At 61.7% G+C, this 25159-nt stretch carries 29 protein-coding genes; 17 read left to right on the forward strand and 12 right to left on the reverse strand.

Annotated features, from left to right (window positions below; genetic code table 11):
* Positions 1 to 85 precede the first annotated feature (85 nt).
* Entirely contained in the window at positions 86 to 868 is a 783-nt protein-coding gene (locus tag N5D22_RS25240; protein WP_279658568.1) for a glycosyltransferase, read from the reverse strand.
* 153 nt (positions 869 to 1021) lie between these two features.
* Positions 1022 to 3637: a heavy metal translocating P-type ATPase gene (locus N5D22_RS25245; RefSeq protein ID WP_279658569.1), complete on the reverse strand. Its 2616-nt coding sequence runs from the start codon at positions 3635 to 3637 to the stop codon at positions 1022 to 1024.
* Positions 3638 to 3805: 168 nt separating this feature from the next.
* Between N5D22_RS25245 and N5D22_RS25250 the strand changes: the two genes are divergently transcribed.
* Positions 3806 to 4714, forward strand: a complete 909-nt coding sequence (locus N5D22_RS25250; RefSeq protein WP_279658570.1) for a L,D-transpeptidase — start codon at positions 3806 to 3808, stop codon at positions 4712 to 4714.
* Between the two features lie 155 nt (positions 4715 to 4869).
* A complete protein-coding gene (locus N5D22_RS25255) occupies positions 4870 to 5595 on the forward strand; it encodes a L,D-transpeptidase (protein ID WP_065654265.1) in 726 nt (241 codons plus the stop codon).
* A 55-nt stretch (positions 5596 to 5650) separates the two neighbouring features.
* Here the strand turns inward: N5D22_RS25255 and N5D22_RS25260 are convergent, their stop codons facing one another.
* Positions 5651 to 6109: a MarR family transcriptional regulator gene (locus tag N5D22_RS25260; RefSeq protein ID WP_279658571.1), complete on the reverse strand. Its 459-nt coding sequence runs from the start codon at positions 6107 to 6109 to the stop codon at positions 5651 to 5653.
* A gap of 193 nt (positions 6110 to 6302) precedes the next feature.
* Here N5D22_RS25260 and N5D22_RS25265 point away from each other — a divergent pair, with 193 nt between their 5' ends.
* From N5D22_RS25265 to N5D22_RS25275, 3 genes are all read left to right on the forward strand, one after another.
* Complete coding sequence (locus tag N5D22_RS25265; protein ID WP_003509379.1) at positions 6303 to 6725, forward strand: organic hydroperoxide resistance protein; 423 nt, start codon at positions 6303 to 6305, stop codon at positions 6723 to 6725.
* 107 nt (positions 6726 to 6832) lie between these two features.
* Entirely contained in the window at positions 6833 to 7216 is a 384-nt protein-coding gene (locus tag N5D22_RS25270; RefSeq protein ID WP_279658572.1) for an MbcA/ParS/Xre antitoxin family protein, read from the forward strand.
* Positions 7176 to 7937 (forward strand): RES family NAD+ phosphorylase, encoded by a 762-nt coding sequence (locus tag N5D22_RS25275; RefSeq protein WP_279658573.1) that lies wholly within the window; start codon positions 7176 to 7178, stop codon positions 7935 to 7937. The genes N5D22_RS25270 and N5D22_RS25275 overlap by 41 nt, the downstream gene beginning before the upstream one ends.
* A 23-nt stretch (positions 7938 to 7960) precedes the next feature.
* Here the strand turns inward: N5D22_RS25275 and N5D22_RS25280 are convergent, their stop codons facing one another.
* The 3 genes from N5D22_RS25280 to N5D22_RS25290 form a co-directional block, all read right to left on the reverse strand.
* Positions 7961 to 9475, reverse strand: coding sequence for an ABC-F family ATP-binding cassette domain-containing protein (locus N5D22_RS25280; RefSeq protein WP_279658574.1), 1515 nt, complete (start codon positions 9473 to 9475; stop codon positions 7961 to 7963).
* Between the two features lie 384 nt (positions 9476 to 9859).
* Entirely contained in the window at positions 9860 to 10282 is a 423-nt protein-coding gene (locus N5D22_RS25285; protein WP_279658575.1) for a YciI family protein, read from the reverse strand.
* Between the two features lie 93 nt (positions 10283 to 10375).
* Positions 10376 to 10822, reverse strand: a complete 447-nt coding sequence (locus tag N5D22_RS25290) for a MarR family transcriptional regulator (RefSeq protein WP_059754000.1) — start codon at positions 10820 to 10822, stop codon at positions 10376 to 10378.
* 148 nt (positions 10823 to 10970) lie between these two features.
* Here N5D22_RS25290 and N5D22_RS25295 point away from each other — a divergent pair, with 148 nt between their 5' ends.
* The 3 genes from N5D22_RS25295 (at position 10971) to N5D22_RS25305 (ending at position 13097) form a co-directional block, all read left to right on the forward strand.
* Positions 10971 to 11699, forward strand: a complete 729-nt coding sequence (locus tag N5D22_RS25295; protein ID WP_279658576.1) for a thioredoxin family protein — start codon at positions 10971 to 10973, stop codon at positions 11697 to 11699.
* A gap of 27 nt (positions 11700 to 11726) precedes the next feature.
* Positions 11727 to 12221, forward strand: coding sequence for a DUF1579 domain-containing protein (locus N5D22_RS25300; protein WP_279658577.1), 495 nt, complete (start codon positions 11727 to 11729; stop codon positions 12219 to 12221).
* Between the two features lie 96 nt (positions 12222 to 12317).
* Positions 12318 to 13097: a VOC family protein gene (locus N5D22_RS25305; protein WP_279658578.1), complete on the forward strand. Its 780-nt coding sequence runs from the start codon at positions 12318 to 12320 to the stop codon at positions 13095 to 13097.
* Positions 13098 to 13138: 41 nt separating this feature from the next.
* Here the strand turns inward: N5D22_RS25305 and N5D22_RS25310 are convergent, their stop codons facing one another.
* On the reverse strand, positions 13139 to 14035 hold the full coding sequence (locus N5D22_RS25310; protein ID WP_279658579.1) for a LysR family transcriptional regulator: 897 nt from the start codon (positions 14033 to 14035) through the stop codon (positions 13139 to 13141).
* A 123-nt stretch (positions 14036 to 14158) separates the two neighbouring features.
* Here N5D22_RS25310 and N5D22_RS25315 point away from each other — a divergent pair, with 123 nt between their 5' ends.
* The 3 genes from N5D22_RS25315 to N5D22_RS25325 are packed head-to-tail and all read left to right on the forward strand — an operon-like array spanning position 14159 to position 15712.
* A complete protein-coding gene (locus tag N5D22_RS25315) occupies positions 14159 to 14881 on the forward strand; it encodes an SDR family oxidoreductase (protein WP_279658580.1) in 723 nt (240 codons plus the stop codon).
* A gap of 10 nt (positions 14882 to 14891) precedes the next feature.
* Positions 14892 to 15365: a carboxymuconolactone decarboxylase family protein gene (locus N5D22_RS25320; protein WP_279658581.1), complete on the forward strand. Its 474-nt coding sequence runs from the start codon at positions 14892 to 14894 to the stop codon at positions 15363 to 15365.
* Entirely contained in the window at positions 15362 to 15712 is a 351-nt protein-coding gene (locus N5D22_RS25325; protein ID WP_279658582.1) for an Atu4866 domain-containing protein, read from the forward strand. The genes N5D22_RS25320 and N5D22_RS25325 overlap by 4 nt, the downstream gene beginning before the upstream one ends.
* A 56-nt stretch (positions 15713 to 15768) precedes the next feature.
* Here the strand turns inward: N5D22_RS25325 and N5D22_RS25330 are convergent, their stop codons facing one another.
* On the reverse strand, positions 15769 to 17340 hold the full coding sequence (locus N5D22_RS25330; protein ID WP_279658583.1) for a DUF853 domain-containing protein: 1572 nt from the start codon (positions 17338 to 17340) through the stop codon (positions 15769 to 15771).
* 314 nt (positions 17341 to 17654) lie between these two features.
* Here N5D22_RS25330 and N5D22_RS25335 point away from each other — a divergent pair, with 314 nt between their 5' ends.
* Complete coding sequence (locus N5D22_RS25335) at positions 17655 to 18047, forward strand: hypothetical protein (protein ID WP_279658584.1); 393 nt, start codon at positions 17655 to 17657, stop codon at positions 18045 to 18047.
* A gap of 7 nt (positions 18048 to 18054) precedes the next feature.
* On the opposite strand, the gene N5D22_RS25340 is transcribed toward N5D22_RS25335, so the two are convergent.
* Entirely contained in the window at positions 18055 to 18486 is a 432-nt protein-coding gene (locus N5D22_RS25340) for a helix-turn-helix domain-containing protein (protein WP_279658585.1), read from the reverse strand.
* A 103-nt stretch (positions 18487 to 18589) separates the two neighbouring features.
* On the opposite strand from N5D22_RS25340, the gene N5D22_RS25345 reads away from it, so the two are divergent.
* The 3 genes from N5D22_RS25345 to N5D22_RS25355 all read left to right on the forward strand — a co-directional run bounded on the left by N5D22_RS25345 (position 18590) and on the right by N5D22_RS25355 (position 21060).
* Positions 18590 to 19348 carry an SDR family oxidoreductase gene (locus tag N5D22_RS25345; RefSeq protein ID WP_279658586.1) on the forward strand — a complete coding sequence of 253 codons (759 nt, stop codon included), beginning with the start codon at positions 18590 to 18592 and terminating at the stop codon, positions 19346 to 19348.
* 70 nt (positions 19349 to 19418) lie between these two features.
* On the forward strand, positions 19419 to 20258 hold the full coding sequence (locus tag N5D22_RS25350) for an AraC family transcriptional regulator (protein ID WP_279658587.1): 840 nt from the start codon (positions 19419 to 19421) through the stop codon (positions 20256 to 20258).
* Between the two features lie 190 nt (positions 20259 to 20448).
* The gene (locus N5D22_RS25355; protein WP_279658588.1) at positions 20449 to 21060 is read left to right on the forward strand and encodes a LysE family translocator; all 612 of its coding nucleotides are present in this window, start codon (positions 20449 to 20451) and stop codon (positions 21058 to 21060) included.
* A 24-nt stretch (positions 21061 to 21084) separates the two neighbouring features.
* Here the strand turns inward: N5D22_RS25355 and N5D22_RS25360 are convergent, their stop codons facing one another.
* Complete coding sequence (locus tag N5D22_RS25360) at positions 21085 to 21912, reverse strand: aldo/keto reductase (RefSeq protein WP_137003045.1); 828 nt, start codon at positions 21910 to 21912, stop codon at positions 21085 to 21087.
* 110 nt (positions 21913 to 22022) lie between these two features.
* Positions 22023 to 22949: a bestrophin family protein gene (locus tag N5D22_RS25365; RefSeq protein WP_279658589.1), complete on the reverse strand. Its 927-nt coding sequence runs from the start codon at positions 22947 to 22949 to the stop codon at positions 22023 to 22025.
* A 188-nt stretch (positions 22950 to 23137) separates the two neighbouring features.
* Between N5D22_RS25365 and N5D22_RS25370 the strand changes: the two genes are divergently transcribed.
* Positions 23138 to 23845, forward strand: coding sequence for a YafY family protein (locus N5D22_RS25370; protein ID WP_279658590.1), 708 nt, complete (start codon positions 23138 to 23140; stop codon positions 23843 to 23845).
* Positions 23846 to 23893: 48 nt separating this feature from the next.
* Positions 23894 to 24262, forward strand: coding sequence for a VOC family protein (locus N5D22_RS25375; protein WP_279658591.1), 369 nt, complete (start codon positions 23894 to 23896; stop codon positions 24260 to 24262).
* A gap of 69 nt (positions 24263 to 24331) precedes the next feature.
* Here the strand turns inward: N5D22_RS25375 and tam are convergent, their stop codons facing one another.
* Positions 24332 to 25102 carry a trans-aconitate 2-methyltransferase gene (gene tam / locus N5D22_RS25380; protein WP_279658592.1) on the reverse strand — a complete coding sequence of 257 codons (771 nt, stop codon included), beginning with the start codon at positions 25100 to 25102 and terminating at the stop codon, positions 24332 to 24334.
* Positions 25103 to 25159 lie beyond the last annotated feature (57 nt).

The raw sequence follows: 25159 nt of genomic DNA on the forward strand, positions 1-25159 counted from the left end.
AATGCAGACTGTGCCGCTGTTTTGGGGACACGTGAGGTTCAGGAGCGCGTTCGGCTAAAACCGCTTCGCACGTACCGGAGATGCCCTAGTTCTTGACGATGGACGTCTTGGCCTGCTCCGCCCACCATGCGCCGTCTTTTTTGTCGGCATATTGGGCGCGCTTGTTGGTGAACTGCCCCTGGGTGCACATTTCGCGGTAATTGCGAACCGGCAGCCCCAGCTCCTTGACGACGGCATGCACCACCGTCGGGCCGGTCATGTCGTAGACGCTGGCGAGCGTTCCATCTTCGATATTCTGGGAAATACGGTCGGCCATCAGCCTGAGCGCCGGGTGGCCGGGCCTGGAGGCCATGAAGTAATTCGTGATCTCGCCGCTTTTCATGGCGATGAAAACGGCCTCTTCCTGCGCGCCGATCACATCCTCGGGGCGGGCCGCAAAATTGGAATCGATATCGAGATAGATGCCGCCTTCCTGCAGCAGCACCAGAATACGCCAGAAATCCGCCTTGGCGGCGCCGACCTGCAATCGCCGGAAGGCGTCGGCATAACGTCCGGGAAAATGCCGGTCGATATAGGCCTGGCACGCCTCGTCATCGTGGTAGCGATATTCGAATTCCGGGGTCAGCCAACGGTTGAACAGGAAATTCGCATAGATCGGCGTCGTGACCCGGTTGGAATAGTTCGTCTGCCAGATGATGCGGGGAATGGCCTTTTCCGATTTCGGAAGGCGTCTGGCGGGCTGATGCTCGGGAAGCGTCTTTCTCCTGCCGGGCCGGACAAAGAGATCGATGGAGAAAATAACCTTGACGATGTTGCCGCCGATCTTGATCGCACGGTAGGCAATGCGGTTATAGCCAGTCTTAGCCAAGTTCAGCGCTCCTGCGCGTGGAATCGTTTGTCACGCGCGTGGAAACGGCGGTACGCGGTATTTATTGGACGCAATTAGTTTGTCAATACGCTGAAAATGAGACCGGCCGAGCCCTGAATTGACGGGGCTCGGCCGGTTTGGGAGGGATTGCGATCAGGCTTTGCTGCGGTTGAAATATCCAAGCAGCCGCATGGCATTGGCGGTGACCAGAACCGTCGCGCCGGTATCGGCGAAAACGGCGAGCCACAGGCCGGAAAGGCCGGTGACGGTCGTGACCAGGAACACCGCCTTCAGTCCGAGCGAAATCGCCACGTTCTGGCGGATGTTCAGCATGGTGGCGCGTGACAGGCCGATAAGGCGGGCCGCATCGCCGACATTGTTGCGCATCAATGCCGCATCCGCCGCTTCCATCGCCACGTCGGTGCCTGAGCCGATGGCGACGCCGACGCTGGCCGCCGCAAGGGCCGGCGCATCGTTGATGCCGTCGCCCACCATCACCACGGTCTTCTTTTCGGCAAGCTTGCGAATTTCCTCGACCTTGTTCTGCGGCAGCAATTCGCCGCGTGCCTCAAGACCCAGCGCGTTGCCGATGGCCTTTGCCGTGCGGGCGTTGTCGCCCGACAGCATCAGCGAGGAAATGCCCATCTCCTTCAGCGCCTTGACGCCATCGGCCGCATCCTTGCGCGGTTCGTCACGCATGGCGAAGAGGCCGCTTGCCGCGCCGCCGGCCATGACGACGGCCACGGTCTTGCCTTCGCTTTCCAGTGCGGAAATGCGATCGGCCAAGTCCTTCGAGAGGGTGCCGACCTCCGTTGCAAAGCGCGGTGCGCCGATGAACAGGTCCTTTCCGGCGACATTGCCCTGCATGCCGCGGCCGGAAATCGCCTTGATGTTGGCGCCGGGCAGGGGCTTCACGCCGCGCTTTTCGGCATGATTGACGATGGCGCGCGCCAGCGGATGGCTCGATTCATGCTCGATGGTCGCGGCTTCGGCAATCAGGTTGGCCTCGTTGCCGTCAAGCGCCACCACGTCGGTCACGACAGGTTCGCCGAGCGTCAGCGTGCCGGTCTTGTCGAAGGCGACGGTTTCGGTGCGCGCCAGCATTTCGATGACCGCGCCGCCCTTCACCAGCATGCCATGGCGTGCTGCGGCCGAGAGGCTGGAGGCGATGGCCGCGGGAACGGAAATGACCAGCGCGCAGGGGCAGCCGATCAGCAACAGGGCGAGACCGCGATAAATCCACGTATCCCAGTCACCGAGGCCGGCAAGCGGCGGCACGATGATGGTGAGCACGGAAATGATGACGATCAGCGGCATGTAATAACGCGAGAAATTCTGGATGAAGCGCTCGGTCGGCGCACGCGCATCCTGCGCTTCCTCGACAAGCGTGATGATACGGGCAATCGTGTTGTCTTCCGGCGCGCGGTCGACACGGATGCGCAGCGAGCCGTCATGGTTGATCGAACCGGCGAAGACGCGCGCGCCCTTTTCCTTGGCGACGGGAATGCTCTCGCCGGTCATCGGCGATTCGTCGACGCTCGATTCACCTTCCATCACCACGCCGTCGGCGGAGATGCGGTCGCCTGGACGCGCCACGACCACCTGACCGATGCGGACCTGATCGGCCGGCACCTGCCGCAGCGTGCCGTTCTCCTCCACCAGTGCCGTTTTCGGCAACAGCGAACCGAGCGCCTTGATGCCCGAGCGTGCGCGGGCGGCGGCAAAGCCCTCCAGCAATTCGCCGATGGAAAAGAGCAGCACGACGATGGCCGCCTCTTCGGCCTCGCCGATGAAGATCGCGCCGATGGCGGCGATGGTCATCAGCATTTCGATGGTGAAGATCGCACCGAAACGGGCGGCGTTGATGGCACTCTTCGCGATAGGGAGGAGCGTGACCAGCGTGGCGACGATAAAGGCGTAACCGCCCCAGGCCGGGAAGGCCAGCTCCGCCGCATAGGCGGCAGCGACCAGAATGGCGCCGGTAAAGGTATTGCGCGCCTTTGCGCTGCGCCACCAGACACCTTTCTCATCCACATCATGGGCATGTCCCACCTCGGCGGCCTGCCTTGCCGCAGGTGCGGCATCACGCGGATGGTCCGCATGGTCGTGTCCGGAGTGATCGTGGTCGTCATGGTCATGGCCGCTGCATGACCCGTGGTCATGCTCCGCCGTCTTTTCCTGCGTGGTTTTTCCCTGCGGCAGCAAAGCGGGCGTGAAGCCGAGCTTGCGCAGCGTGTCCTCGATTTTTTCGACCGGGGTCTTGTTCTCTGTCAGCGACAGGTTCAGCCTTTCGCGGGCAACCGACACCTTGACGTCGGCAACGCCGGGCAGGCGGGAAAGTGCGGTTTCGATCTTTGCCGCGCAGCTGCCGCAATCCATGCCGCTGACGGAAAAGGTCAGGGTGTCGGCCGTGTCGGCGCCCGTCGTGCCGGCGTTTGCCGCGGCCTCACCGTGATGGCCGCCGCAGGAGGAATGGTCGTGGTCACCGGCGCCGGCGTTTGTCCGGGCGGCCTTTTCGCGCGGCAGCAAAGCGGGCGTGAAGCCAAGCTTGCGCAGCGTGTCCTCGATTTTTTCGACCGAGGTTTTCTGTTCGGCCACCGAGAGGTTCAGCCTTTCGCGGGCAACCGACACCTTGACGTCGGCAACGCCGGGCAGGCGGGAAAGTGCGGTTTCGATCTTTGCCGCGCAGCTACCGCAGTCCATGCCGCTGACCGTGAAGGTCAGTTCCTCCGATTCTCCGTTCAAACCGCCGCGTGTCGAAATATTCATGGGTCTTCGCTCCTGAATTCCAGTCGACACCCAATCTGGCACCTCTAGCAACTAGAGCTTCAAGAGCAAAAATGCGGTTTTTCGATTTTTTTTGAAAGGCCGACGCCAGCTTCGCGCCAGCCGCACGGTTCATCATGGCGGCAGATTGGATTCCATGAAGCGGTTCAGATGACAGCACTCCTTTTGAAAAACGGTCGCCGGGCGGCCTCTCTGGCGGGCCTTGCGGCACTGCCGCTCCTGAGCGGCTGCCTCTTCGTGACGGACACGACCCGGATGGATCCGGATGTTTTCGTCCGGGAAACGGCGCCGGTATTCAATTTCAATTCCGTCAGCTCCAATCGCCAGCCGGAACTGCCGCCGCAGCCGGGCCAGCTTTCGACGCGTCCGCCGGATCTGTTCAGGACGCGGTTCCATCAGGAATATGGCCCGCCCGTGCGCGGGCAGGGCCTGAACGCGCCGAGGGCGTCGGGGCAGGCTGCGCCGCTTGCCCCGGACCGGATGGTGACCTATGGCCTGCCGGTTTCCAACCCGCTGCACCGGGTGATGTATGGCCCGATCCGCGACGAGGACCGGTCGCTTCCGGCCATTCCCTATGGCCGTATCGATCCGCGTTATCTAAGGCAGGAAGTGAGCTACCAGACGGCGGAAGCGCCCGGCACCATCGTGGTCGATACCAGGCAGCATTTTCTCTATCTCGTGCAGCCCGGCGGCAAGGCGATCCGTTACGGCGTCGGCCTCGGGCGTGACGGTTATGCATGGTCGGGTCGCGGCAAGATCCAGTGGAAGGCGAAATGGCCGCGCTGGACGCCGCCGGATGAAATGGTCAAGCGCCAGCCGGAACTCACCTCCATCTCGGCCGCCAATGGCGGCATGACGCCCGGTCTCAACAATCCGCTCGGTGCGCGTGCGCTTTATATCTTCAAGGACGGCAAGGACACGCTTTACCGCGTGCACGGTACGCCGGACTGGCAGTCCGTCGGCAAGGCGACGTCATCAGGTTGTGTGCGCATGCTCAATCAGGACGTGATCGATCTTTACGAACGTGTGCCGCAGGGTGCGCAGATTGTGGTTATCTGACCACGTTCTGAAAGAAAGAGATGCGGGCGCCGGTTCGCCACCGCCTTGTGACTGGCTTTTAGCGGTCGGTTAACTATTTTCGCAATACGCATGATACGGAACAAATGACGTACAACGGCGATATAGCCGTTCGAAATGTGGGACAAACCGGCCTTATGACAAGCACCGACACAGATCTTTCCAGACGTACCTTCCTTTCCCTTCTCGGCATCTCCTCCGCTTCGCTTCTCGCAGGCTGCGCCTCTTCAGGCACGGGAGACGCCATTCGCCAGCAGGCGAGCGCCATCGGCAGCGATTTCCGCCAGATGTTCTCGCCGGGCGTCAGCGATGCCGAACTGGCCGTCATGTACGGCTCGGTTGAGGATGGCGGTTACGTCATTCCCGCCGTGCCCTATCAGAAAATCGACCGGCGTTATTATCGCCAGCGGGTCGTCGATCCGACCGGCGAGCGCCCCGGCACCGTCGTTGTCGATACGCGCTCGCGCTTCCTCTACGTGGTGGAGCAGGGCGGCAGCGCCATGCGTTACGGCGTCGGCATCGGCCGCGAAGGTTTCGCCTGGTCGGGCGAGGGCGTCATCCAGTGGCGTCAAAAATGGCCGAAATGGACCCCGCCGGATGAAATGGTCGCCCGCCAGCCGGAACTGGTCAAATATTCCTCCAAGAATGGCGGCATGCCGCCGGGCCTGAAGAACCCGCTCGGCGCGCGCGCCCTTTATATCTTCCAGAACGGCAAGGACACGCTCTACCGCCTGCATGGCTCGCCGGAATGGAACTCCATCGGCAAGGCCGTCTCTTCCGGTTGCGTGCGCCTGATGAACCAGGATGTCATCGACCTCTATGACCGCGTGCCGCAGAAGGCGCGTGTGGTGGTCTGGCAATAAGCCGAAAACGCTTGGAATAAAAAGGCGGCCCTGAGCCGCCTTTTTCTTTTTCGGCTTACGGCCGGCTGAGACTGTCCTTCAGCGCATTCACCCGGTCGCGAATCTGCACCAGTTCCTCCAGCCCGCAGCCGGTTGCGCTGCCGATCGCCGCCATGATCTTGACGCCCTCTTTTTTGAGGTTCGCGCCCTTCGGCGTCAGGGCCACCAGCACCTGCCGCTCATCCACCGTGCCGCGCTTGCGGGTAATCAGTCCGGCATGTTCCAGCCTCTTCAGCAACGGCGACAGCGTGCCGGAATCCAGCCCCAGCATTTCGCCGAGCGCCTTGACGGTGGATGTCTCCTTTTCCCATAACGCCATCATGACAAGATATTGCGGATAGGTCAGCCCGATAGGGTCGAGCAGCGGCTTGTAGGCGCGTGTGAAGGCGTGCGCCGCGCCATAAAGGGCAAAACATATCTGCTGGTCCAGCCTCAACAGGCTTTCCATCGTCTTCTCGTCGCCCTCTGCGTCCATTTTCCTGCTCCAAAATCAACCGGGGAGGGAACAATCAGCCCCCGCTTTCGGTTCCTGCCGCATGGATGCGCGGCGAAATTTCGTGAAAATTATCGCAAAAAACAAATTTGCATTCAATGTGCAAAATTATATTGCGCACAATTGAATTGCGCGATATAAGAACGCCAACACCAACCCGAAGGGAGTAAATGCCATGCCCATTCTCTACACGACCAAAGCATCCGCCACCGGTGGCCGCGCTGGCAACGCCAAGTCGGAAGACGGCGTTCTCGACGTAACGCTCACCGTTCCGAAGGAACTGGGCGGCGACGGCGCCCGTGGCACCAATCCGGAACAGCTTTTCGCAGCCGGTTATTCCGCCTGCTTCCTGGGCGCGCTGAAATTCGTCGCCGGCAAGGAAAAGGTAAAGATTCCTGAAGACACGACTGTGACGGCGACTGTCGGCATCGGCCCGCGCGAAGACGGCGGCGGTTTCGGCATTGAAGTATCGCTGAAGGCCAATATTCCGGGCGTCGAGCGCGAAGTCGCCGAAAAGCTGGTTGCCGCCGCTCACATCGTCTGCCCTTACAGCCACGCCATGCGCACCTCCACGGAAGTGCCGGTCTCGGTGGCCTGATCCAGCTTCCCTGCGCATTCCATGCAGGCAATGGGCCGGGTTCATCCCGGCCTTCTTGTTTTCAGAAAGAAAAATGCTATATTCTTTCCAAGGAAAGGATAAGTGCCATGAATATTCACGCCAAGACCGCCATGGATCCGGCATCGCAGGGCAGGGTCGTCACCAAGGCCGTCATCGCCGCCGCCGAGCGGCTGGGCCTGAATGCCGCTCGCACGGCCGATATTCTCGGCGTTTCCGCCCCCACGGTATCGCGCATGAAGCGGCTCGATTTCCTGCTGGAACCGGGCGCCAAATCCTTCGAACTCGCGGTGCTGCTGATCCGGGTTTTCCGCTCGCTGGATGCGATTGCCGGCGGCGACGAGGCCGTGGCAAAAAACTGGCTGCGCAACCACAATACGGCGCTTGACGCCGTGCCTGCCGAAAAGCTGACCACCATTACCGGATTGATCGATGTCCTCTCCTATCTGGACGCCCGACGCGCTCCTGTCTGAAAAACGCGCCGCATCGGGAAAATACTGGCGGCTGGTGGAAGCGCAGCATCAGGTTTCCACCATGAAACTGGTGGATACGGTGGAGGAGCAATCGCTGCTGGAAGATATTCTGGAGGCGAGCAAGCGGCCGTTTCCGCCGGAATGCGCCGGTTTCGATTATCTTCTCGCCACGCCCTTCCGGTATGGAGCCGCCTATCCGCATGGTTCGCGTTTCCGCCGCGCGGGCTATACAGAAGGCGTTTATTACGCCGCCCAGAAGGTGGAGACGGCGCTGGCCGAAATGGCCTTTTACCGGCTGCTATTTTATGCGGAATCGCCGGGCACGCCGCTGCCCGCCAATCCCGCCGACTATTCCGCCTTCGCCGCCCGTATCGCCACCGATGCGGCGCTGGATTTGACAAAGCCGGAGCTGAGCCGCGACGAGGCGCTTTGGACCGATCTGCAGGTTTACGAGCCGTGCCAGACGCTGGCCGAGCAGGCGCGGCTGGCAAAGGTCGAGGCGATCCTTTACCGCTCGGTGCGCGATCCCGAAGGCGGCCTCAACATCGCGATCCTGTCGCCAAAGGCCTTTGCCGAAAAAGCGCCGGTGGAACGGATGAGCTGGCGCATCCGCCTGTCAAAGACGGGCGTGCAGGCGCTCTGCGAATTTCCGCTGCGCAGAACGGGGTTTGCGGTTTCGGATTTCGCCGGCGATCCACGCCTCGCCAGCCTGTTGGGCTGACGGGCGTTTGCTTTTCAAGACCATCAGGCCGAGGCGAAAAACGCCTCGGGATCGTCGACTTCCACCAGTCTGCGCCTGTCGATCAGCCAGAAGCGGTTTCCAACAGCCCGCACGAAACTCCTGTCATGCGAGACGAAGACGCAGCTCGCCTCGCGGCTGACGATTTCCGCCTCCAGCGCTTCCTGCCCGTCAATATCCAGATGGTTGGTGGGCTCATCCAGCAGGTAGAAATTCGGCTCCGCCAGCCGCAGCACCAGCATGGCAAGCCGGGCCTTCTGCCCGCCGGAAAGCGTCGCGATGCGGCGCTTCTGCATTTCCATGTCGATACCGGCGCCGGCGAGCAGGCCATGGATGCGCTGGTCGCCAATGTCGAAGCGGCGGGACAGGAATGCAGCAGGCGTGCTGTCGTCGTCGATTTCGGCAAGCGACTGATCGACATATCCCGCCACCAGCGAGGGCGTGGCCTTGATGCCCTCCTGCATCTGGCCGGCGCCCGATACGGCCGCCTGCAGAAGCGACATCAGCCGTGTCTTGCCGACGCCGTTGCGGCCGAGAATGACGATGCGGTCCCCCTGGCGGACAAATTGCCGGCCGGTGCGGAACAGCACTGTTCCGTCCGGCGTCGAGACCGGCACATCTTCCAGAGTGACAAGAACCCTGGCGTGGGTGCCGCGATTGGCGAGCTGGATCTTGCCGGCGGATCGCTCGATATGGGCGGGCCGCGCCTTCTCCTCGATCCTTTCCGCACGCTCACGCAATTGCTTGGTCTTGACGGTCAGAAGATCGCTGCCGGAATTGATGCCGATATTGTTGAGTTTGGCGGCCTGCCGGCGCAATTGCTGGGCGGTTTTCATGTCGCGCTGGAAACGCCGCTCATCGGCGGCGTCCTCCTCTTCCAGCGCCGAACGCGCATGGCCATAGGGCAGGCGGAACAGCGCCGAATTTTCCGGCCGCAGGAACAGCGTGGTCCGGGTGACATTGTCGAGAAAGGCGCGGTCGTGGCTGACGATGATGACAGCCGTATCGCGCGGCAATTCGCCGAGCCAGTTTTCCAACAGGTTGATCTTTTCGAGGTCGAGATGGTTGGTCGGCTCGTCGAGCAGCAGGACATCAGGCTCGGTAATCCATGCTCGCGCCAGCATGGCAAGCCTCTGCCAGCCGCCACTCAGTTCCTTCAGGCGGCGCTCGCGGAACGGTTCCGGCACCAGCATGGCGTCGAAAATAATGTCGGCGCGCCAGCTTTCGCTATCGATCGTATCAGCCGGCAGGGCGGAAAGCACGGCATCCCGCATCGTCCGTTCCATCAGCGGCGAGGGCAGGTGCTGGTGGACGATGGACTGCGTCAGCCCGCGCAGCCGGGTAATGTCGCCGCTGGTAGGCTCCATGTCTCCGCTCAGGCAGCTGAGCAGGGTGGATTTGCCGCAGCCATTGGCGGCGACGATGCCGATGCGGTCCCCCGCATTTATGGTGAGGCTAAGGTTGGAAAATAGCGGCTTGCCCAGAATGATTCCGAGGTTTCGAAGCGTGATGATGGTCATGAAGTCGTCTCTGGCAGGACGGACCCGTGACGAACCGTGGTCTGCGATTATGCAGTACGGGGTTTCGGTTCGGGGTGATCCGTCGTGAAAACATGCGCAACGGCAGACAAGCTGCATTCTGCGCGGCCTTTTGGGCAAACCAGAGTGTTGGTGTTCCGGTCAGCCCTGCAAACGTGTCCGCAGGGCAAAAAGGTGGCAGAGCTGACGATTGCGCCAGAAGCAGGAAATATCCATGCGAAGCCTCCTTTCTTGAAACAGGTTGAACCGCCCGATACTTAGCAGCGACCGTTGTTCGAGGCAATGGCTTTTGCAGCGGCGGCGGTGGGGGAGAATGCGGCAAGCCCGCACTCTCCTGTTTTAATCCGACCCTCGTCTGAGCGGCCTCTACTGCTTGGCGACGCGCGCGCGCAGTTCTTCCACGTGGGCGGCGATCTCGGGCGTCACCGCGTCGCCGAAGTCTTCCATTTCGAACATCGGACGGATTTCGATCTCGCTGCGCTCCAGCATCGGGTTCGGGCAGCGTTTCACCCATTCCACGGCCTCGTCCATGTCCTTCACCGTCCATATCCAGAAGCCGGCGACCAGCTCGTTGGTGTGCGGGAAGGGGCCGTCGATCACGGTGCGGCTGTCACCGTCGAAAACGACCCTCTTGCCCTTGGAGGAGGGGTGCAGGCCGTCACCGGATTGCATGATGCCGGCATTGACCAGTTCCTCGTTGAATTTTCCCATTGCCTCGATCAGCTCGGTCGTGGGCATGACGCCATCTTCGCTGCTCTTGGTGGCTTTTACAAAAACGATTGCACGCATGATCATTCCTCCTTGATTGTGCTTTCTTCTGAGTTTCGCTCCCCGGCGCGACGGCCGGATGACATTCTTGCCGACAAAAGCGGCGCCATGCCGTCAGCCGAGATCGATAAGGTCGCGGCGCAGCCGGTCGGGATCGCCGCTGCCGATACGGGCTTCTATCTCCGCATGGGTCTGCTCCCAGATGGGGAAGGCGGCGGCAAGCACGGCCATGCCATCCGCCGTCAGCCGCAGCCGCTTGCCGCGCTTGTCTTTCGGGTCCTGTTCGATGCTGACCAGCCCGCGCCGTTCCAGCGGCTTCAGCGCCGCCGTCAGCGTCGTACGGTCCATGGCCAGGAGATTGGCGACAGGCCCCATCGGCGGCGGCTCCGGCCGGTTGAGCGACATCAGCAGCGAAAATTGCCCGTTGGTGATGCCGACCGGCTTCAGCGCATTGTCGAACAGCCGCGCCAATGCCCGCGCCGCACGCTGCGCATGCAGGCAGAGACAGGCGTCCCGCACGAAAAGAGTTGCCGAAAAAGGAATCACGCTGGCGTTTGACATGGGATAAATATGTTGATATCAACCTAATTAGTCAAGCGGAACTTGATGCTCCGCAGACTGTTTATTGTGTTTCAGCACAGACATAGGCGGCGCCCACCGACAAAGCGGAGCGGTGCCGCGGTGAAAGACGGATCAAGGAGGAAAGATCATGTCTCATCCCGTCGTTTCGAAAGAGGAGTGGCTTGCGGCCCGCCGCGATCTGCTGGTGAAGGAAAAGGAAATGACCCGCGCCCGCGACAGGCTGAACGAGGCCCGCCGTGCGCTGCCCTGGGAGGAGGTGACGAAGGACTATATCTTCGACGCCCCTTCCGGGCCCAAATCGCTCAAGGAACTGTTCGGCGCCTGCAGCCAGCTCATCGTCTACCACTTCATGCTGGCGCCGGACTGGGAGGAGGGCTGTGTCGGATGCTCCTTCTTTGCCGATCACGTCGATGGCGCGCTGATCCACCTCAAGCATGGCGATGCGGGTTTCGTTGCGGTGTCGCGCGCGCCGCTTGAAAAGATCGAAAGCTATAAAAATCGCATGGGCTGGAAATTCCCGTGGGTTTCGGCCGAAAGCAGCGATTTCAACTATGACTACCAGGCATCGTTCCGCGACGAGGACATGGCCAAAGGCGAAATCACCTACAATTACCGTGACATGGCGCCCTATGGCGACCTGAAGGACCTGCACGGCATCAGCGTTTTCGCCAGGGGCGGCGACGGCAAGATCTACCACACCTACTCCACCTATGCCCGCGGCGCGGAGCAGACGCTCGGCACGCTGATGCTGCTCGATCTGGTGCCAAAAGGCCGTAACGAAGAGGAGGTAATGGATTGGGTGCGCCGCCACGACCAATATGAGGACGCGCCCAAGGCCGCTTCCTGCTGCCACTGAAAACCGACGGACGAGGAGGAAACAACAATGGAAATGGAAATCGCCAAGCCGCAGAAGGAACATGAGTTCCTGAAGAGGATTGTCGGAGACTGGGTCATGACCTCCAGTTCCGGCCATGAGGGTTACGATGCCGACGACCCGTCGCAGCAATTCACCGAGACCGTCCGCTCCGTCGGCGGTTTGTGGATCATCGGCAACGGTACCGGCAAGATGCCTGACGGCACGGATATGACGGCTGTCATCACGGTCGGTTTCGATCCGGCCAAGGGCAATTTCGTCGGCACCTGGGTGGGGTCGATGATGACCAATTTGTGGGTCTACAAGGGCTGGCTGGAAGAGGACGGCAAGACGCTGACGCTGGAAGCGGAAGGCCCTGCCTTCGATGGTTCCGGCGGCACCGCTACCTATCACGACGTGCTGGTGCTGCATGACGACAATCACCGCAGCTTTTCCGGCAGCGTCAAGCAGCCGGACGGCACCTTCAAGACCTTCATGACATCGGAGTTCCGGCGCAAGGCCTGAGGCCCCGCCGGAATTTCACCTGATCGCCAGCACCGCCGCATCCTGCGGCGGGCAATGGCCGAAACACACCCGCCAAACCCTCCAGAGGAGACGACAATGTCCGATACGCATGGAAAATTCATCTGGGTCGAATTGATGACGCCCGACATGGAAGCGGCAGACCGCTTTTATGGTCATGTCGTCGGCTGGAAATCCAAGGATTTCGGCTCGCCGGAAATGCCCTACCTGGTGCTGGAGGCCGACGGCAAGGGCATGGGCGGCATCATGGAACTGACCGACGAGCACAAGGGCCAGGGCATTCCCCCGAACTGGACCGCCTATGTCGATGTCGACGATGTGGATGCGACGGCGAAACAATTCGCCGAAAAAGGCGGCGCGATCAGACGCCCGCCGCAGGATATTCCCGAGATCGGCCGTTTCGCCGTGGTCGCCGATCCTTTCGGTGCGGTGATCTGCATCATGACGCCGCTGCCGATGGAAACGGGCGGTTTCCCCGAGGATATGCAAGAAAAGCCGGGCCATGTCGGCTGGCACGAACTCTTCACCGACAATGTCGACGAGGCCATGGCCTTTTACGGCGATCTGTTCGACTGGACCAAGGATCATGATTTCGACATGGGCGAGATGGGTCCGTATCGTATCTTCGCCTATAAGGGCAAAGCCATCGGCGGCATGATGAAACGCCTGCCGCAGGTTCCCGTCTGTCACTGGGGTTATTACTTCAATGTGGATGGTATCGATGACGCCATCACCCGCGTCAGCACAGGCGGCGGCAAGGTCGTCAACGGCCCGATGGAGGTTCCCGGCGGCAGTTGGATCGTCAATTGCCTCGATCCGCAGGGCGCTTATTTCTCGCTGGTTTCGCCGAAGAAATAGCCCTGTTTTCTGATGATCTGCCGGGGGCTTGCTCCGGCAGATTACCGCTCTTTCGACAGGCGAACGTGGTCGATGAAGGCCCGCAGCTTCGGCGCAAGATTACGACGGCTGGGATAGTAGAGATAAAATCCCGCAAAGCTCGGGGAGTGGCCTTCCAGCATGGAAACGAGCTGTCCGCTCTGCAGATAGGGGCGGAAGGTTTCTTCCATGCCGAATGTGATGCCCGCCCCGGCGCAGGCCAGCTTTATCATCAGCTGCATGTCGTTGGTGGTGAAATCAGGCTCCACTGACACCGCAAATTCGCGGCCGTTTTCCGCAAATTCCCACCTGTATGGCGCAACACCCGGACGGGGTCGCCAGCCGATACACCTGTGCCCTATCAATTCGCGGGGCTGCGCCGGCAGGCCGAAGCGGTCGCGATAATCAGGCGAGCAGACGGCGAGCTGCCGCTGCGGCGCGGAAACCGGAACCGCAATCATGTCCTGCGCGATCAGTTCTCCAAGACGCACGCCGGCATCGTAATGCTCGGCGACGATATCGAATTCCTCGTCCGTCACGACGATATCGAGCTGCACTTCGGGATGTATTTCCGCAAAGCGCGCAAGCAATGGCCCGGATAAAAACCGCTCGGCTATCGAGGAAACCGCAAGCCGCAATTGCCCGCGCACGGCGCCGCTCAGGGACGACGCGGCATTGGCGGCCTCAACGAGATTGCCGATGGATGGCGAGACATCCGCATAAAGCTGCTGTCCCGCTTCCGTCAGGCTGACGCTGCGCGTCGTGCGCTGCACCAGCGCTATTCCCATCGTCTCTTCCAGCTTGCGGATGGTCTGGCTGACGGCGGAGCGGGTTACGCCGAGCCTGTCTGCAACGGCCCGGAAGTTGCGCTCCTCGGCAACCATGCAGAATGTCGAAAGCGCGTTGAGATCGATGTTCATTGGTTAGAAATTTTACCCATTGAGGTTATGATTGAGGCGATTATCACGACAATGCCCGGGCATTATCTTTCTTGCAACGGCCGCTTCCAGAAAAAAGCCGGCCGTAACACCAAGGAGAAAGCCATGACATTGAACAAAGTCGTTCTCATAACAGGTGCATCGAGCGGGATCGGTGAGGGTATCGCACGGGAACTGGCCGCCGCCGGGGCAAAGCTGGTGCTGGGGGCACGCCGCATGGACCGCTTGCAGGCGCTTGCCGAAGAATTGCGCGGGAAGGGCGCCGAGGTCGTCATCCAGCCGCTGAATGTGACGGACAGACAGAGCGTCGAGGCCTTTGCGGAGGCCGGGCGCAAGGCTTTCGGGCAGGTTGACGTCATCGTCAACAATGCCGGCATCATGCCGTTGTCGCTGATGTCGTCCCTCAAGGTCGACGAATGGGACCGCATGATCGACGTCAACATCAAGGGTGTGCTTTATGGCGTCGCCGCCGTTCTGCCCGAGATGACCGCCCGCGCTTCCGGCCATATCGTCAACATCGCCTCCATCGGTGCGCTCGCCGTTTCGCCCACGGCTGCCGTTTATTGCGCGACGAAATTTGCGGTACGCGCCATTTCGGACGGGCTGCGGCAGGAAAACCGCGACCTGCGCGTCACCTGCATTCACCCCGGCGTGGTGGAAAGCGAACTTGCCCACACCATCACCGATCCCGCCGCTGCGGAATTGATGCAGACCTATCGGGCCGTCGCCCTGAAGCCCGACGCCATCGGCCGCGCGGTGCGTTACGCCATCGAGCAGCCCGACGATGTGGACGTCAATGAAATCGTCGTCCGTCCAACCGCTGCCTGAGGAGACCGACATGACAGCGATTTTTCCGACCGTGCTTGCGGTTGCCATGCTTGCGGCAAGTGCCGCCATCGCCAATCCGCAACGACTGGATGACAGGCTGAAGCGTGGCGATGAAGTCGTCCGCAGCCTCAACAATGGCCAGCCGCAGGCCAATCTGGAACGCTTGCGGCAGGAGTTTCCTTTCCTTGCGGATGCGACCGAAGGTTACGCCCTGGGGGAGGTCTGGTCCCGGCCGGGTCTGGATAACCGGACCCGCCAGCTGGCCGCCGTTGCGGTCATGGCGGCTCTCGGCGAGCGTGATCTGATGAAGGTCCATGCCGGTTATGCGCTCAATGTGGGTGCAACCGATGAAGAGCTGAAGGAAATGGTCTATCTGATCACCGTTCCCGCAGGTTTTCCCAAAGCCATCGCCGCATCCCGCACGCTTGCCGAGCTGTTCGAGGAACGCTGCGCCAACGCCGCATCTGGAGGGCAAAGACAATGAACATTGTTTCGACATCCGTTGCGCTTCTGCTCGCAACGGCTTCCGCCGATACGGATTCCCGCAAGGCCGGCAACGCCATGGACGTGAATAAGACCGAAACGTCTCAAACCCGGAACCACCCCTATATCGGCATGTGGGTCACCGGCGATGGCCACATCCGTCAGGAGCTTCTGCCCAATGGCCGGTATGACGAGGCGCGGGGCAACCGCAAAAGCGCCTATCAGGGACGCTATGAGGTGAAGGGAAACCATATCGATTATTGGGACGATACCGGCTTCACCGCCGACGGCGAATTCGTCGACGATGTGCTTTATCACGGCGGCATGATCTTTTATCGCCAGAAGTGACCGTGACGCCAATCAAGCGCCGCCCGCCCCATCGAGGGCGGGCGGCGTATCTGTTTCTATCGCTTCAAACTACCCAGAATCCCGCGCACGATGGCGCGGCCGACCGAGGTGGCAACCGAGCGGGCAGCGCTTTTCATCGCCGCCTCGATCACCGTCTCGCGCTGGTATCCGGTCTTGCGTGCGCCGCCATTGCGCGAGCCGGTGGAGGCCGGTGCGGGTTCTTCATCGCCGAAGCCGGGCAGGCGCCAGCGGCCGGAAGCGCTCTCGGACTGGCTGGCGGCGTTTTCTTCTTCCGCACGTCTGGCGGCTTCTGCATCTGCAGCCTTCTGGGCGCGGGCGGCGAGGATTTCGAAGGCCGATTCCCGGTCGATATCCTTGTCATATTGCCCGGCGACGGGGCTCACATCGATCAGGGACTTGCGCTCGGCATCCGTCAGCGGCCCGACACGGCCGGATGGCGGGCGTACCAGCGTGCGCTCGACGATGGAGGGAGCGCCCTTGTCGTGCAGGGTGGAAATCAGCGCCTCACCGGTGCCGAGCGTGGTGATGGTGTCGGCGGTGTTGAAGGCCGGGTTCTGGCGGAAGGTGTCGGCCGCGGTGCGCACCGCCTTCTGCTCGCGCGGCGTATAGGCGCGAAGCGCGTGCTGCACGCGGTTGCCGAGCTGGGCGAGAACGGTTTCCGGCACGTCGAGCGGGTTCTGCGTGACGAAATAGACGCCGACGCCCTTGGAGCGGATGAGCCGCACGACCTGTTCCACGCGCTCCACCAGCACCCGCGGCGCATCGTTGAAGAGCAGATGCGCCTCGTCGAAGAAGAACACCAGACGCGGTTTTTCCGGGTCGCCCACCTCAGGCAGCTCCTCGAACAGTTCCGAAAGCATCCAGAGCAGGAAGGTGGCGTAAAGACGCGGGTTCATCATCAGCCGGTCGGCGGCGAGAACCGAAATCGTGCCAACCCCATCCGTGCCCACACGCATGATATCGGCGATCTTCAGCGCCGGTTCGCCGAAGAAATTCGCCGCGCCCTGCTGTTCCAGAACCAGCAGCCCGCGTTGCAGCGAACCGACCGAGGCCTTGGAAATCAGGCCGAACTGGTTGGAAAGCTCGGTTGCGTTTTCGCCCATATAGTTCAGGAGCGATTGCAGGTCTTTCAGATCGAGCAGCGGCAGCCCGCCCTGATCGGCGATCTTGAAGGCGATGTTGAGCACGCCTTCCTGCGCTTCCGAAGCATCCATCAGCCGGGCGAGCAGCAGCGGCCCCATTTCGGCGATGGTGGCGCGCACGCGATGGCCTTTTTCACCGTAGAGATCCCAGAAGATGACGGGCGACTTGCCGTAGGAAAAATCGGTGAAGCCGATCTGTTCGGCGCGTTTCTGCACCCAGTCCTTGGCTTCGCCCTCGGCCGCGATGCCGGAAAGGTCACCCTTGATATCGGCGCAGAAGACCGGAACGCCGGCCTTGGAAAACCCTTCGGCCAGCACCTGCAGGGTCACGGTCTTGCCCGTTCCCGTCGCGCCGGTGATGAGGCCGTGGCGGTTGCCGAATTTCAGTTCCAGATATTCGCCCTTGTTCAGGCTGTCGTCCGGATTGCGGCTGGTCCCGATATAGAGCTGTCCGTCCTGCAACATCGACCATTTTCTCCTGCGGCTGATTCATGACCGTTAAAATCACTGCGGATTTTGCAAAAGTCATGTCCGAATTAAAGCGTAGCTGGCATGCTTCGACCGTTCCTCACGAAAGCGGCCTTTTCATAGTTTGGTTGTGATGATCTTATAAGGACAGTTTCGAGGCGCAACAACTGCTTGATGGCGATGAATAAAAACCGCCTGATGAAAGTTGCGGCGCCCACCGGCCCGCCGCTTGAATGCGGCGCGAGATTGTTTTACGTTGACGTTAACGTCAGTTATTCGATGTTGGCGTCGTTTTTCAACAGGAGGCAAGAATGAACGAAGTCGTGGATCAGATCGCCGCAAAGGCGGGTATCGACCCTGCGCTGGCCGAAAAGGCCGTTGGCATGATTCTCGGGTTTCTCCAGCGCGAGGCGGCAGACGGCCCGATCGCCCGGATGATCGAAGCCATTCCCGGCGCCAGCGATCTGGTGGCGCAGTATAATGGCGAAGGTGCAGGCGGCGGCGGTCTGCTCGGCGGCCTGATGAGCGCCATCGGCGGCGGCGGCATCATGGGTCTCGGCCAGCAGCTGATGAGCCAGGGCCTCGGCATGGGCGAGATTTCCACCCTCGCCAAGGAAACCATCGCCGTCGCCCGCCAGCATGCGGGCGATGAGGTTGTCGACCAGGTCATCGCCTCGGTTCCGGGTCTCAGCCAGTTCGCCTGAGGCGAAACTATTCCATAGCGGGGCGCGGCGGCTGTTCATTGAACAGGCGCCGCGCCTCTTCTATTTCGGCATGGTGCGTTTCCGCCCATATCCACACGCCGCAAAAGGCGCTGCCCAGCGTGCGGCCAAGGTTTGTCAGGCCGTAATCCACATGCGGCGGAATGACGGGATGCACGGTGCGGCGCACCAGCCCGTCGCTTTCCATTTGCCGCAGTGTTTTCGTCAGCATCTTCTGGCTGATATTGCCGACCAGCTTGCCGATCTGCGTGAAGCGCAGCGTGCCATGCTCTTCCAGCACTTCCAGAATGAGCATCGTCCATTTATCGGCCACCTTGGCGATGATGTCCTGAACCAGCGCCTCTATTGCCGGATCGGTATCCGTGGGCGGCGGAACCTTGCGCCGGCTCTCGATGGCCGGGTCGGCGGCGTGCCGTTTCATCTTACACTCTCCATTGGGTAAGTATAAATCTTTTGGGTGCCTACTTTCGATTGGAGAGTATCGTAGCTAACTTCCTTTCAGCCAACAAGCAAAGGATGTTCCCATGAAAATCGCTGATAACACCATTCTCATCACCGGCGGTGGTTCCGGCATTGGCCGGGCGCTGGCGGAGGCGTTTCACAAGGCCGGCAACCGGGTCATCATTTCCGGCCGCCGCCAGGCCGTGCTCGACGAGGTGACGGCCGCCAATCCCGGCATGGCCTCGATGGTAATGGACGCGACGGACGCCGCAGGCATCCGCGCGTTTGCCGAAGCTCTGGTGAAGGCCCATCCGACCCTCAACGCCGTCATCAACAATGCCGGCATCATGCGGCCGGAAGACATCGCCGCAGCACCGGATTATCTCGACACGGCCGAAGAAACCATCGCCACCAATCTTCTCGCGCCCATCCGCCTGACGGCGGCGCTTTTGCCGCATTTCCTCAAGCAGCCCGCTGCCACGGTGCTGACTGTCTCGTCAGGCCTCGCCTTCGTGCCCATGGTGCTGACCCCCACCTACAGCGCCACCAAATCGGCCATCCATGCCTATTCGATCGCGCTGCGCGAGCAGCTGAAGGCGACGCCGGTGGAGATCATCGAAATCGTGCCGCCCTATGTGCAGACGACGTTGATGGGCGAGGGACAGGCGAGCGACGAAAGGGCTATGCCGCTCGACGCCTTCATTTCCGAGGTGATGGATATTCTTGAAAATCGCCCGGATGAGAAGGAAGTGGTGGTGGAACGCTGCAAGCCGCTGCGTTTTGCCGCGCAGAACGGCAATTTCGATCAGGTCTTCGCCATGGTCAACCATATGCATCCGTAAACGGCAGCGTCTGTTGCGACCGGACATCCTGTGATAGCGTCGCGCTCTTATCCGCGGAGTGCGCGCTTTCATGGCCCAAGGCCGGTTCCTGATGCCGAAAACCATTCTGCCCGGCGTCGTCGCCGTGGCGGCGGATAGCGACCGTTCCTTTCCGCGCCATATGCATGACCAGTTCGGCATCGGCCTCATCGAACGCGGGGCGCAGAAATCGCTCTCCGGCCGCGGCGTGGTGGAGGCGGGCGCCGGCAATGTCATCACCGTCAATCCGGGCGAGGTGCATGACGGCATTCCGCTCGGGGAGGGCGGGCGCGCCTGGCGGATGCTCTATCTCGACATCGATATCGTCCGCGACGCCATTGCCGATATCGGCGAGACGGATCGAGGTTCTTTCGAATTCGCCCATCCCGTTGATGCGAGGCCGCTGGCGAAGCGGTTCTACGCCGTCTTTTCAGCCATGACGGCAAGGGAACGGCCGGGCGAAACCCTTGATAGTGACGAGACCCTGCTGGTGTTTCTGGCGGGCGCGATGGAGACGGCGGCGAAGCCGAATGAAATCGCCGCACCCGATAATATAAGACGCGCGAAAAGCCGCATCGATGACGAGCCTTCGCGGCCGTTCCGCCTTGCCGATCTGGCGAGCGAGGCCGGCATGAGCCAGTTCCGTTTTCTGCGGGCCTTCGCCAGGGAAACCGGGCTCACGCCGCACAGCTATCTTCTCCAGCGGCGTGTCCATCTGGCCCGGCACGCGCTGGCCAGAGGCACACCGCCCGCCGAAGCGGCCTTTGCCGCCGGTTTTGCCGACCAGAGCCATCTGAACCGGGTTTTCGTGCGGCAATTCGGGGTGACGCCGGCGGTTTACCGGGCGGCGACAGGCGGCGGATCGTCGCTCTCTTCCGTCATGCCGGACTAGATCCGGCATCCAGCCACGGCGCGTCTGCGCCGTGAAAGGAGTCTTTCGTGGTCAAGGACTTGACCACGCTGGACCCCGGCTCGGGGGCCCGGGTGACGGTGTGCGGATGTCGCGCTGCAATTTCATCCAAGACACCCACCCCACGCACCCTCATGCTCCTGTCCTCCATCCCACAGGACATATCAGCACCATGACACCCGAATTCCTCATCACATCCTTTATCGTCACCGCGTCTCCCGGAACCGGCGTGGTCTATACGTTGGCCGCCGGGCTCTCGCAGGGGGCGAGGGCGAGTATCGTTGCGGCCTTCGGCTGCACGCTCGGCATCGTGCCGCATCTGCTCGCCGCCATCACCGGCCTTGCCGCCATTCTGCACACCAGCGCTCTCGCCTTCGGCATCGTCAAATATCTGGGTGTCGCCTACCTCCTCTATATGGCGTGGAACACGCTGCGGGAGGACGGTGCGCTGAAGATCGACGATGCCGGGGAGCCGCAGAAGGCCGTCCGCGTCATCGGTGAGGCGATCCTCATCAATCTCCTGAACCCAAAACTGTCGATCTTCTTTTTCGCCTTCCTGCCGCAGTTCATCGCGCCGGATGAGGCCTTGCCGACATGGCGCATGATCGATCTCGGGCTGATCTTCATGGCCATGACGTTCCTGGTCTTTGCGTTTTATGGCTGTTTTGCCGCCTCGGTCCGGCGGCAGGTGGTGTCGCGCCCGGCAGTTCTTGCCTGGCTGCGGCGCAGCTTCGCCGCCGCTTTCGTGGCGCTGGGTGCGAAGCTCGCCTTTACCGAACGGTGAACGGAGCCGGATGGCCCCGTGGCCTCAGTCGTCCCAATCGGGCGCGAGGTGGCCGGGATTGACGATGCGGCCATTCGGCTTTGCAAGCGCGTGGATCGCCCGCATTTCCTCTTCCGTCAGCGCGAAGTCGAAAATGTCGAAATTCTCCTTGAGGCGGCTTTCCGTCGCCGTCTTGGAAAGCGCCACTATATCCGGCTGCTGCACCGCCCAGCGCAGGGTCACCTGCGCGGCGGTCTTGCCGTGTTTCGCGCCGATATCCTTCAGCACGGGATCGTTCGGCACCTTGCCATCGGCCATCAGATAATAGGCCGTCACCGACATTCCGTGTTTGCGCGCCGCCGAAATCACCTTCGTCTGGTCGAGATAGGGGTGATATTCGATCTGGTTGGTGGCAAGCGGCGTGTCGGACAGTTTCACCGCCTCCTCGGTCAGCGCCACGTTGAAGTTGGAAATGCCGATATTGCGCGCCTTGCCGGCCTTGCGCACCGCGTTCAGCGCGCCCATGCGCTCGGCAAGCGGCACATCGCTCTTCGGCCAGTGCAGCAGCAGCAGATCGACATAATCGGTCTTCAGTTTCGCAAGGCTTTCATCGACGGAAGCGAGAAAATCGTCGTGGCGGAAGCGGTCCACCCAGACTTTGGTGGTGAGAAAAATATCGTGCCGGGAAATGCCCGATTGTGCGATGACCTCGCCCACCGCCCCCTCGTTCTTGTAGATCTGGGCGGTATCGACATGGCGGAAACCGAGTTTCAGCGCCTCCGGCAGAATGCGCCTGATATCGTCTTCCGGGATGCGGAAGGTGCCGAAACCGAGGGCGGGAATATTCGCGCCATTCGCGCTGACGTCATACATGAGTGTCTCTCCTGTCTGCTGAAAACATGGCCGGCGCGGGATGCCGGGCGGGGAAGCCGTCTTTCATTAACTGGTGTCCGCGCAATCGGTTTCAACCCGGCCGGACGATATCACATCAGCACGTAATCCACCGGGCGCGGATCGGCCGGCAGATCGGTCTCGCCCATCGCCTCGCGCAGATTGATCTCGATGGTGGTGGCGAGCGCATTGATCGGCAGCGCATTGAGGCCGGTGCCGAAGGGGTCTTCCAGCTCGTCGGACAGCGCATCGAGACCGAAGAACGTATAGGCGATCAGCGTGCTGGTGAAAGGCGTCGCCCAGCCGAGCAGATCCGTGAAACCGAAAGGCAGCAGCAGGCAGAAGAGATGCGCGGTGCGGTGAAGCAGCAGCGAATAACCGAAGGGAACCGGCGTTTGACGGATGCGCTCGCAGGAGGCCTGCGCCGCGCCCATCTGCTGCACCGTCGCATCCAGCATCTGCAGCTGGATATCGCTGATCTGGCCCTTCGTGTTGGCGGCGATGACGATACGGGATAGTTCACGCAGCAGCATGTCCGGCCTGTTGCCGCTGCGGGCATGGGTCTCGGCCAGATCGCCGGGAATGAGCCTGTCCGCGGTGGCGGTCGCATGTCCGGGGCGCAGATGCGAGACCAGCGCGTGAGAGAAGGCGATGACAAGATCGATGACGCGCCGCCGGGTTGCGGGGTCGGCAATGTCCGTCCGGCTGTCCAGCATGGCGCTCTGGCGCGCCAGCGTGCGCGCGGCGGTAATCAGTGCGCCCCAATGCTTGCGGGCTTCCCACCAGCGGTCGTAACAGGCGTTGGCGCGAAAACCGAGGAACACCGAAAGCGCGATGCCGAGCAGCGAAAACGGCGCGCCGTTCAGCGCCGGCACCAGATCCGGCCTGTCCTTGTGCGCCCAGACGACCAGCGTCGACAGCAGGAAGACGGCAAGCACCTGCGGAAAGATGCGGACGATGATGGAGCCGCGCACGATGAGGAAAAGTTGCAGCAGGTTCGGTTTTGAACGAACGATCATGGCGGAAACTCGAAATGCCTGTGGTGGGGTGGCGGGAAGCGAAACGCCCTCAACCTATCTACATGATGGCGGCTCGGCCTTGTCCACCCTTTTTTGCACGTTGCGCCCAATAGCGGTCGGCGTTACCGGTCTATCGTCCGGATCGCCCAACGGCCCGGTCCGGCCATGCGGATGGAAGGAAATTTGCGGTGTCACGCTCACAACGGCTTCTCGATCTGCTGCAGATACTGCGTTCCCACCGCATGCCGGTCAGCGGTGCGGCCCTTGCCGCGCAAACGGGCGTCAGCCTGCGCACGCTTTACCGCGATATCGCGACGCTTCAGGCGCAGGGTGCGGATATCGAGGGCGAGGCGGGCGTGGGTTACGTGCTGCGCCCCGGCTTCCTTCTGCCGCCGCTGATGTTTTCGCAGCAGGAGATCGAGGCGCTGGTGCTGGGCTCACGCTGGGTGGCGGGCCGCGCCGACGAGGGGCTGGCCACGGCCGCCGGCGCCGCGCTCGTTAAGATCGCTGCGGTTCTGCCCGATGCCCTGCGCGAGGAACTCGATAATTCCGCACTTCTGGTCGGGCCGGGACAATCTTCCGCGCCGGTGCGGGTCGACCTGGCGGCCGTGCGCAGCGCCATCCGCGCTGAAAATAAGGTTACGATCGCCTATCGCGATGAAAAAGGAGAAATGACCGAAAGGGTGATCTGGCCCTTCGCGCTCGCCTTTTTCGATCTGGTGCGCGTGGTGCTGGGCTGGTGCGAGACGCGGCAGGATTTCCGCAGTTTCCGGGCCGACCGCATCGAAAGTTTCCGCCCGCTCGACGGCCGTTATCCCCGCCGCCGCCAGGCGCTGCTGAAAGAATGGCGGGAGCGGGAAAAACAGCGCCGCCGCGATCATGCTGACAGGAACTGACAGCAGGCGGGTCTAGAAACCGTTCATCCGCAACACAGGAGAACAGCCATGACCCACCCCGATTTCACCATCCTCTACGTCGACAATCCGGCGGCCAGCACGGAATTTTACAGGGCCCTGCTGGGTGCGGAACCGGTCGAAGCCTCCCCGACCTTTTCCCTTTTCGTCCTTGCCAACGGCATGAAGCTCGGCCTCTGGTCGCGGCACACTGTCGAACCGAAGGCATCGGTGACCGGCGGCGGCGTCGAACTCGCCTTCCGTGTCGAAAACAATGCCCAGGTGGACGGGATATTTGCCGACTGGAAGGCGAGGGGCGTCGCCATTCTGCAGCCTCCCGCCGGAATGGAGTTCGGCCATACCTTCACGGCCGCCGACCCCGACAACCACCGCCTCCGGGTCTATGCCTTTGCAGGTTAGAGACAATGCGTCGAGGCCTGTTTAGCTAAGGAAGCTTGGCCTCTTTTATCGTACTCTGCATCCCGTGCGCTAAGCCTTCACCGCCACCACGAACAGGCGGGGGAAGCGCAGGAGCAGGCGGCCGTCCGCCATGGGCGGATAGGCCGCCGCAATGCGTCTCGTATAATCGGCGAGGAAGGCTTCCCGGTTTTCCTCGCCGGCGGCGGCGAGATAGGGGCGCAGCCCCGTGCCTTTCACCCATTCCACAATGCTTTCCGCATCCTTCATCGGATGATTGTAGATGGTGTGCCACACATCCACGCGGGCTGATTTGGGTGCAAGCGCGTTGAAATAATCGGACGGCGCGGGCAGGGGCTTGCGGCGCAATCTGCCGCCGGAAAACGTGTCCTTCCACGGGCCGCCCGCTCCGGTTGCTTCCATTGCGGTATGTGTCGGTTCCTCCAGATTGTCCGGCATCTGAACGGCAAGAACGCCGCCGCTTTCCAGCTGGTCCATCAGTTGCGAAAGGACGGTGAGGTGATCCGGCACCCATTGGAAAACCGCATTGGCGTAAAGCAGGTCGGCCTTCTGCGCCGGCTTCCACCGGGCGAGGTCGGCCTTGCCGAAGCGGGTGGTGGGCAGCCGGTCCGCCGCCTTTTCCAGCATGTCGTCGTCGCTGTCGATGCCGGTAATGACATTGACGCCGTAGCGGTCGGTGAGAAGCTCGGTGGAATTGCCGGGGCCGCAGCCGAGATCATAGCCGTTCAGCACCCGTTCCAGCGGCACCTGCGCCAGAAGATCGCGTGCGGGCCGTGTCCGCTCGTCTTCGAATTTCAGATATTGGTGAGCGGACCATGCCATGATTTCCTCCTCATGAAGCGTCGCATCCGATGGCGAACAAGGATGGGCGGAAGGCGC

This window comes from Agrobacterium sp. GD03872, assembly GCF_029840625.1.
GTDB classification, from domain to species: Bacteria; Pseudomonadota; Alphaproteobacteria; order Rhizobiales; family Rhizobiaceae; genus Agrobacterium; species Agrobacterium fabrum_A.

Coding starts and splice junctions, on each gene's coding strand:
- N5D22_RS25245 (WP_279658569.1), bottom strand. CDS start 3,637: ATGAATATTTCGACACGCGGCGGTTTGAACGGAGAATCGGAGGAACTG.
- N5D22_RS25250 (WP_279658570.1), top strand. CDS start 3,806: ATGACAGCACTCCTTTTGAAAAACGGTCGCCGGGCGGCCTCTCTGGCG.
- N5D22_RS25255 (WP_065654265.1), top strand. CDS start 4,870: ATGACAAGCACCGACACAGATCTTTCCAGACGTACCTTCCTTTCCCTT.
- N5D22_RS25260 (WP_279658571.1), bottom strand. CDS start 6,109: ATGGACGCAGAGGGCGACGAGAAGACGATGGAAAGCCTGTTGAGGCTG.
- N5D22_RS25265 (WP_003509379.1), top strand. CDS start 6,303: ATGCCCATTCTCTACACGACCAAAGCATCCGCCACCGGTGGCCGCGCT.
- N5D22_RS25270 (WP_279658572.1), top strand. CDS start 6,833: ATGAATATTCACGCCAAGACCGCCATGGATCCGGCATCGCAGGGCAGG.
- N5D22_RS25275 (WP_279658573.1), top strand. CDS start 7,176: ATGTCCTCTCCTATCTGGACGCCCGACGCGCTCCTGTCTGAAAAACGC.
- N5D22_RS25280 (WP_279658574.1), bottom strand. CDS start 9,475: ATGACCATCATCACGCTTCGAAACCTCGGAATCATTCTGGGCAAGCCG.
- N5D22_RS25285 (WP_279658575.1), bottom strand. CDS start 10,282: ATGCGTGCAATCGTTTTTGTAAAAGCCACCAAGAGCAGCGAAGATGGC.
- N5D22_RS25290 (WP_059754000.1), bottom strand. CDS start 10,822: ATGTCAAACGCCAGCGTGATTCCTTTTTCGGCAACTCTTTTCGTGCGG.
- N5D22_RS25295 (WP_279658576.1), top strand. CDS start 10,971: ATGTCTCATCCCGTCGTTTCGAAAGAGGAGTGGCTTGCGGCCCGCCGC.
- N5D22_RS25300 (WP_279658577.1), top strand. CDS start 11,727: ATGGAAATGGAAATCGCCAAGCCGCAGAAGGAACATGAGTTCCTGAAG.
- N5D22_RS25305 (WP_279658578.1), top strand. CDS start 12,318: ATGTCCGATACGCATGGAAAATTCATCTGGGTCGAATTGATGACGCCC.
- N5D22_RS25310 (WP_279658579.1), bottom strand. CDS start 14,035: ATGAACATCGATCTCAACGCGCTTTCGACATTCTGCATGGTTGCCGAG.
- N5D22_RS25315 (WP_279658580.1), top strand. CDS start 14,159: ATGACATTGAACAAAGTCGTTCTCATAACAGGTGCATCGAGCGGGATC.
- N5D22_RS25320 (WP_279658581.1), top strand. CDS start 14,892: ATGACAGCGATTTTTCCGACCGTGCTTGCGGTTGCCATGCTTGCGGCA.
- N5D22_RS25325 (WP_279658582.1), top strand. CDS start 15,362: ATGAACATTGTTTCGACATCCGTTGCGCTTCTGCTCGCAACGGCTTCC.
- N5D22_RS25330 (WP_279658583.1), bottom strand. CDS start 17,340: ATGTTGCAGGACGGACAGCTCTATATCGGGACCAGCCGCAATCCGGAC.
- N5D22_RS25335 (WP_279658584.1), top strand. CDS start 17,655: ATGAACGAAGTCGTGGATCAGATCGCCGCAAAGGCGGGTATCGACCCT.
- N5D22_RS25340 (WP_279658585.1), bottom strand. CDS start 18,486: ATGAAACGGCACGCCGCCGACCCGGCCATCGAGAGCCGGCGCAAGGTT.
- N5D22_RS25345 (WP_279658586.1), top strand. CDS start 18,590: ATGAAAATCGCTGATAACACCATTCTCATCACCGGCGGTGGTTCCGGC.
- N5D22_RS25350 (WP_279658587.1), top strand. CDS start 19,419: ATGGCCCAAGGCCGGTTCCTGATGCCGAAAACCATTCTGCCCGGCGTC.
- N5D22_RS25355 (WP_279658588.1), top strand. CDS start 20,449: ATGACACCCGAATTCCTCATCACATCCTTTATCGTCACCGCGTCTCCC.
- N5D22_RS25360 (WP_137003045.1), bottom strand. CDS start 21,912: ATGTATGACGTCAGCGCGAATGGCGCGAATATTCCCGCCCTCGGTTTC.
- N5D22_RS25365 (WP_279658589.1), bottom strand. CDS start 22,949: ATGATCGTTCGTTCAAAACCGAACCTGCTGCAACTTTTCCTCATCGTG.
- N5D22_RS25375 (WP_279658591.1), top strand. CDS start 23,894: ATGACCCACCCCGATTTCACCATCCTCTACGTCGACAATCCGGCGGCC.
- tam (WP_279658592.1), bottom strand. CDS start 25,102: ATGGCATGGTCCGCTCACCAATATCTGAAATTCGAAGACGAGCGGACA.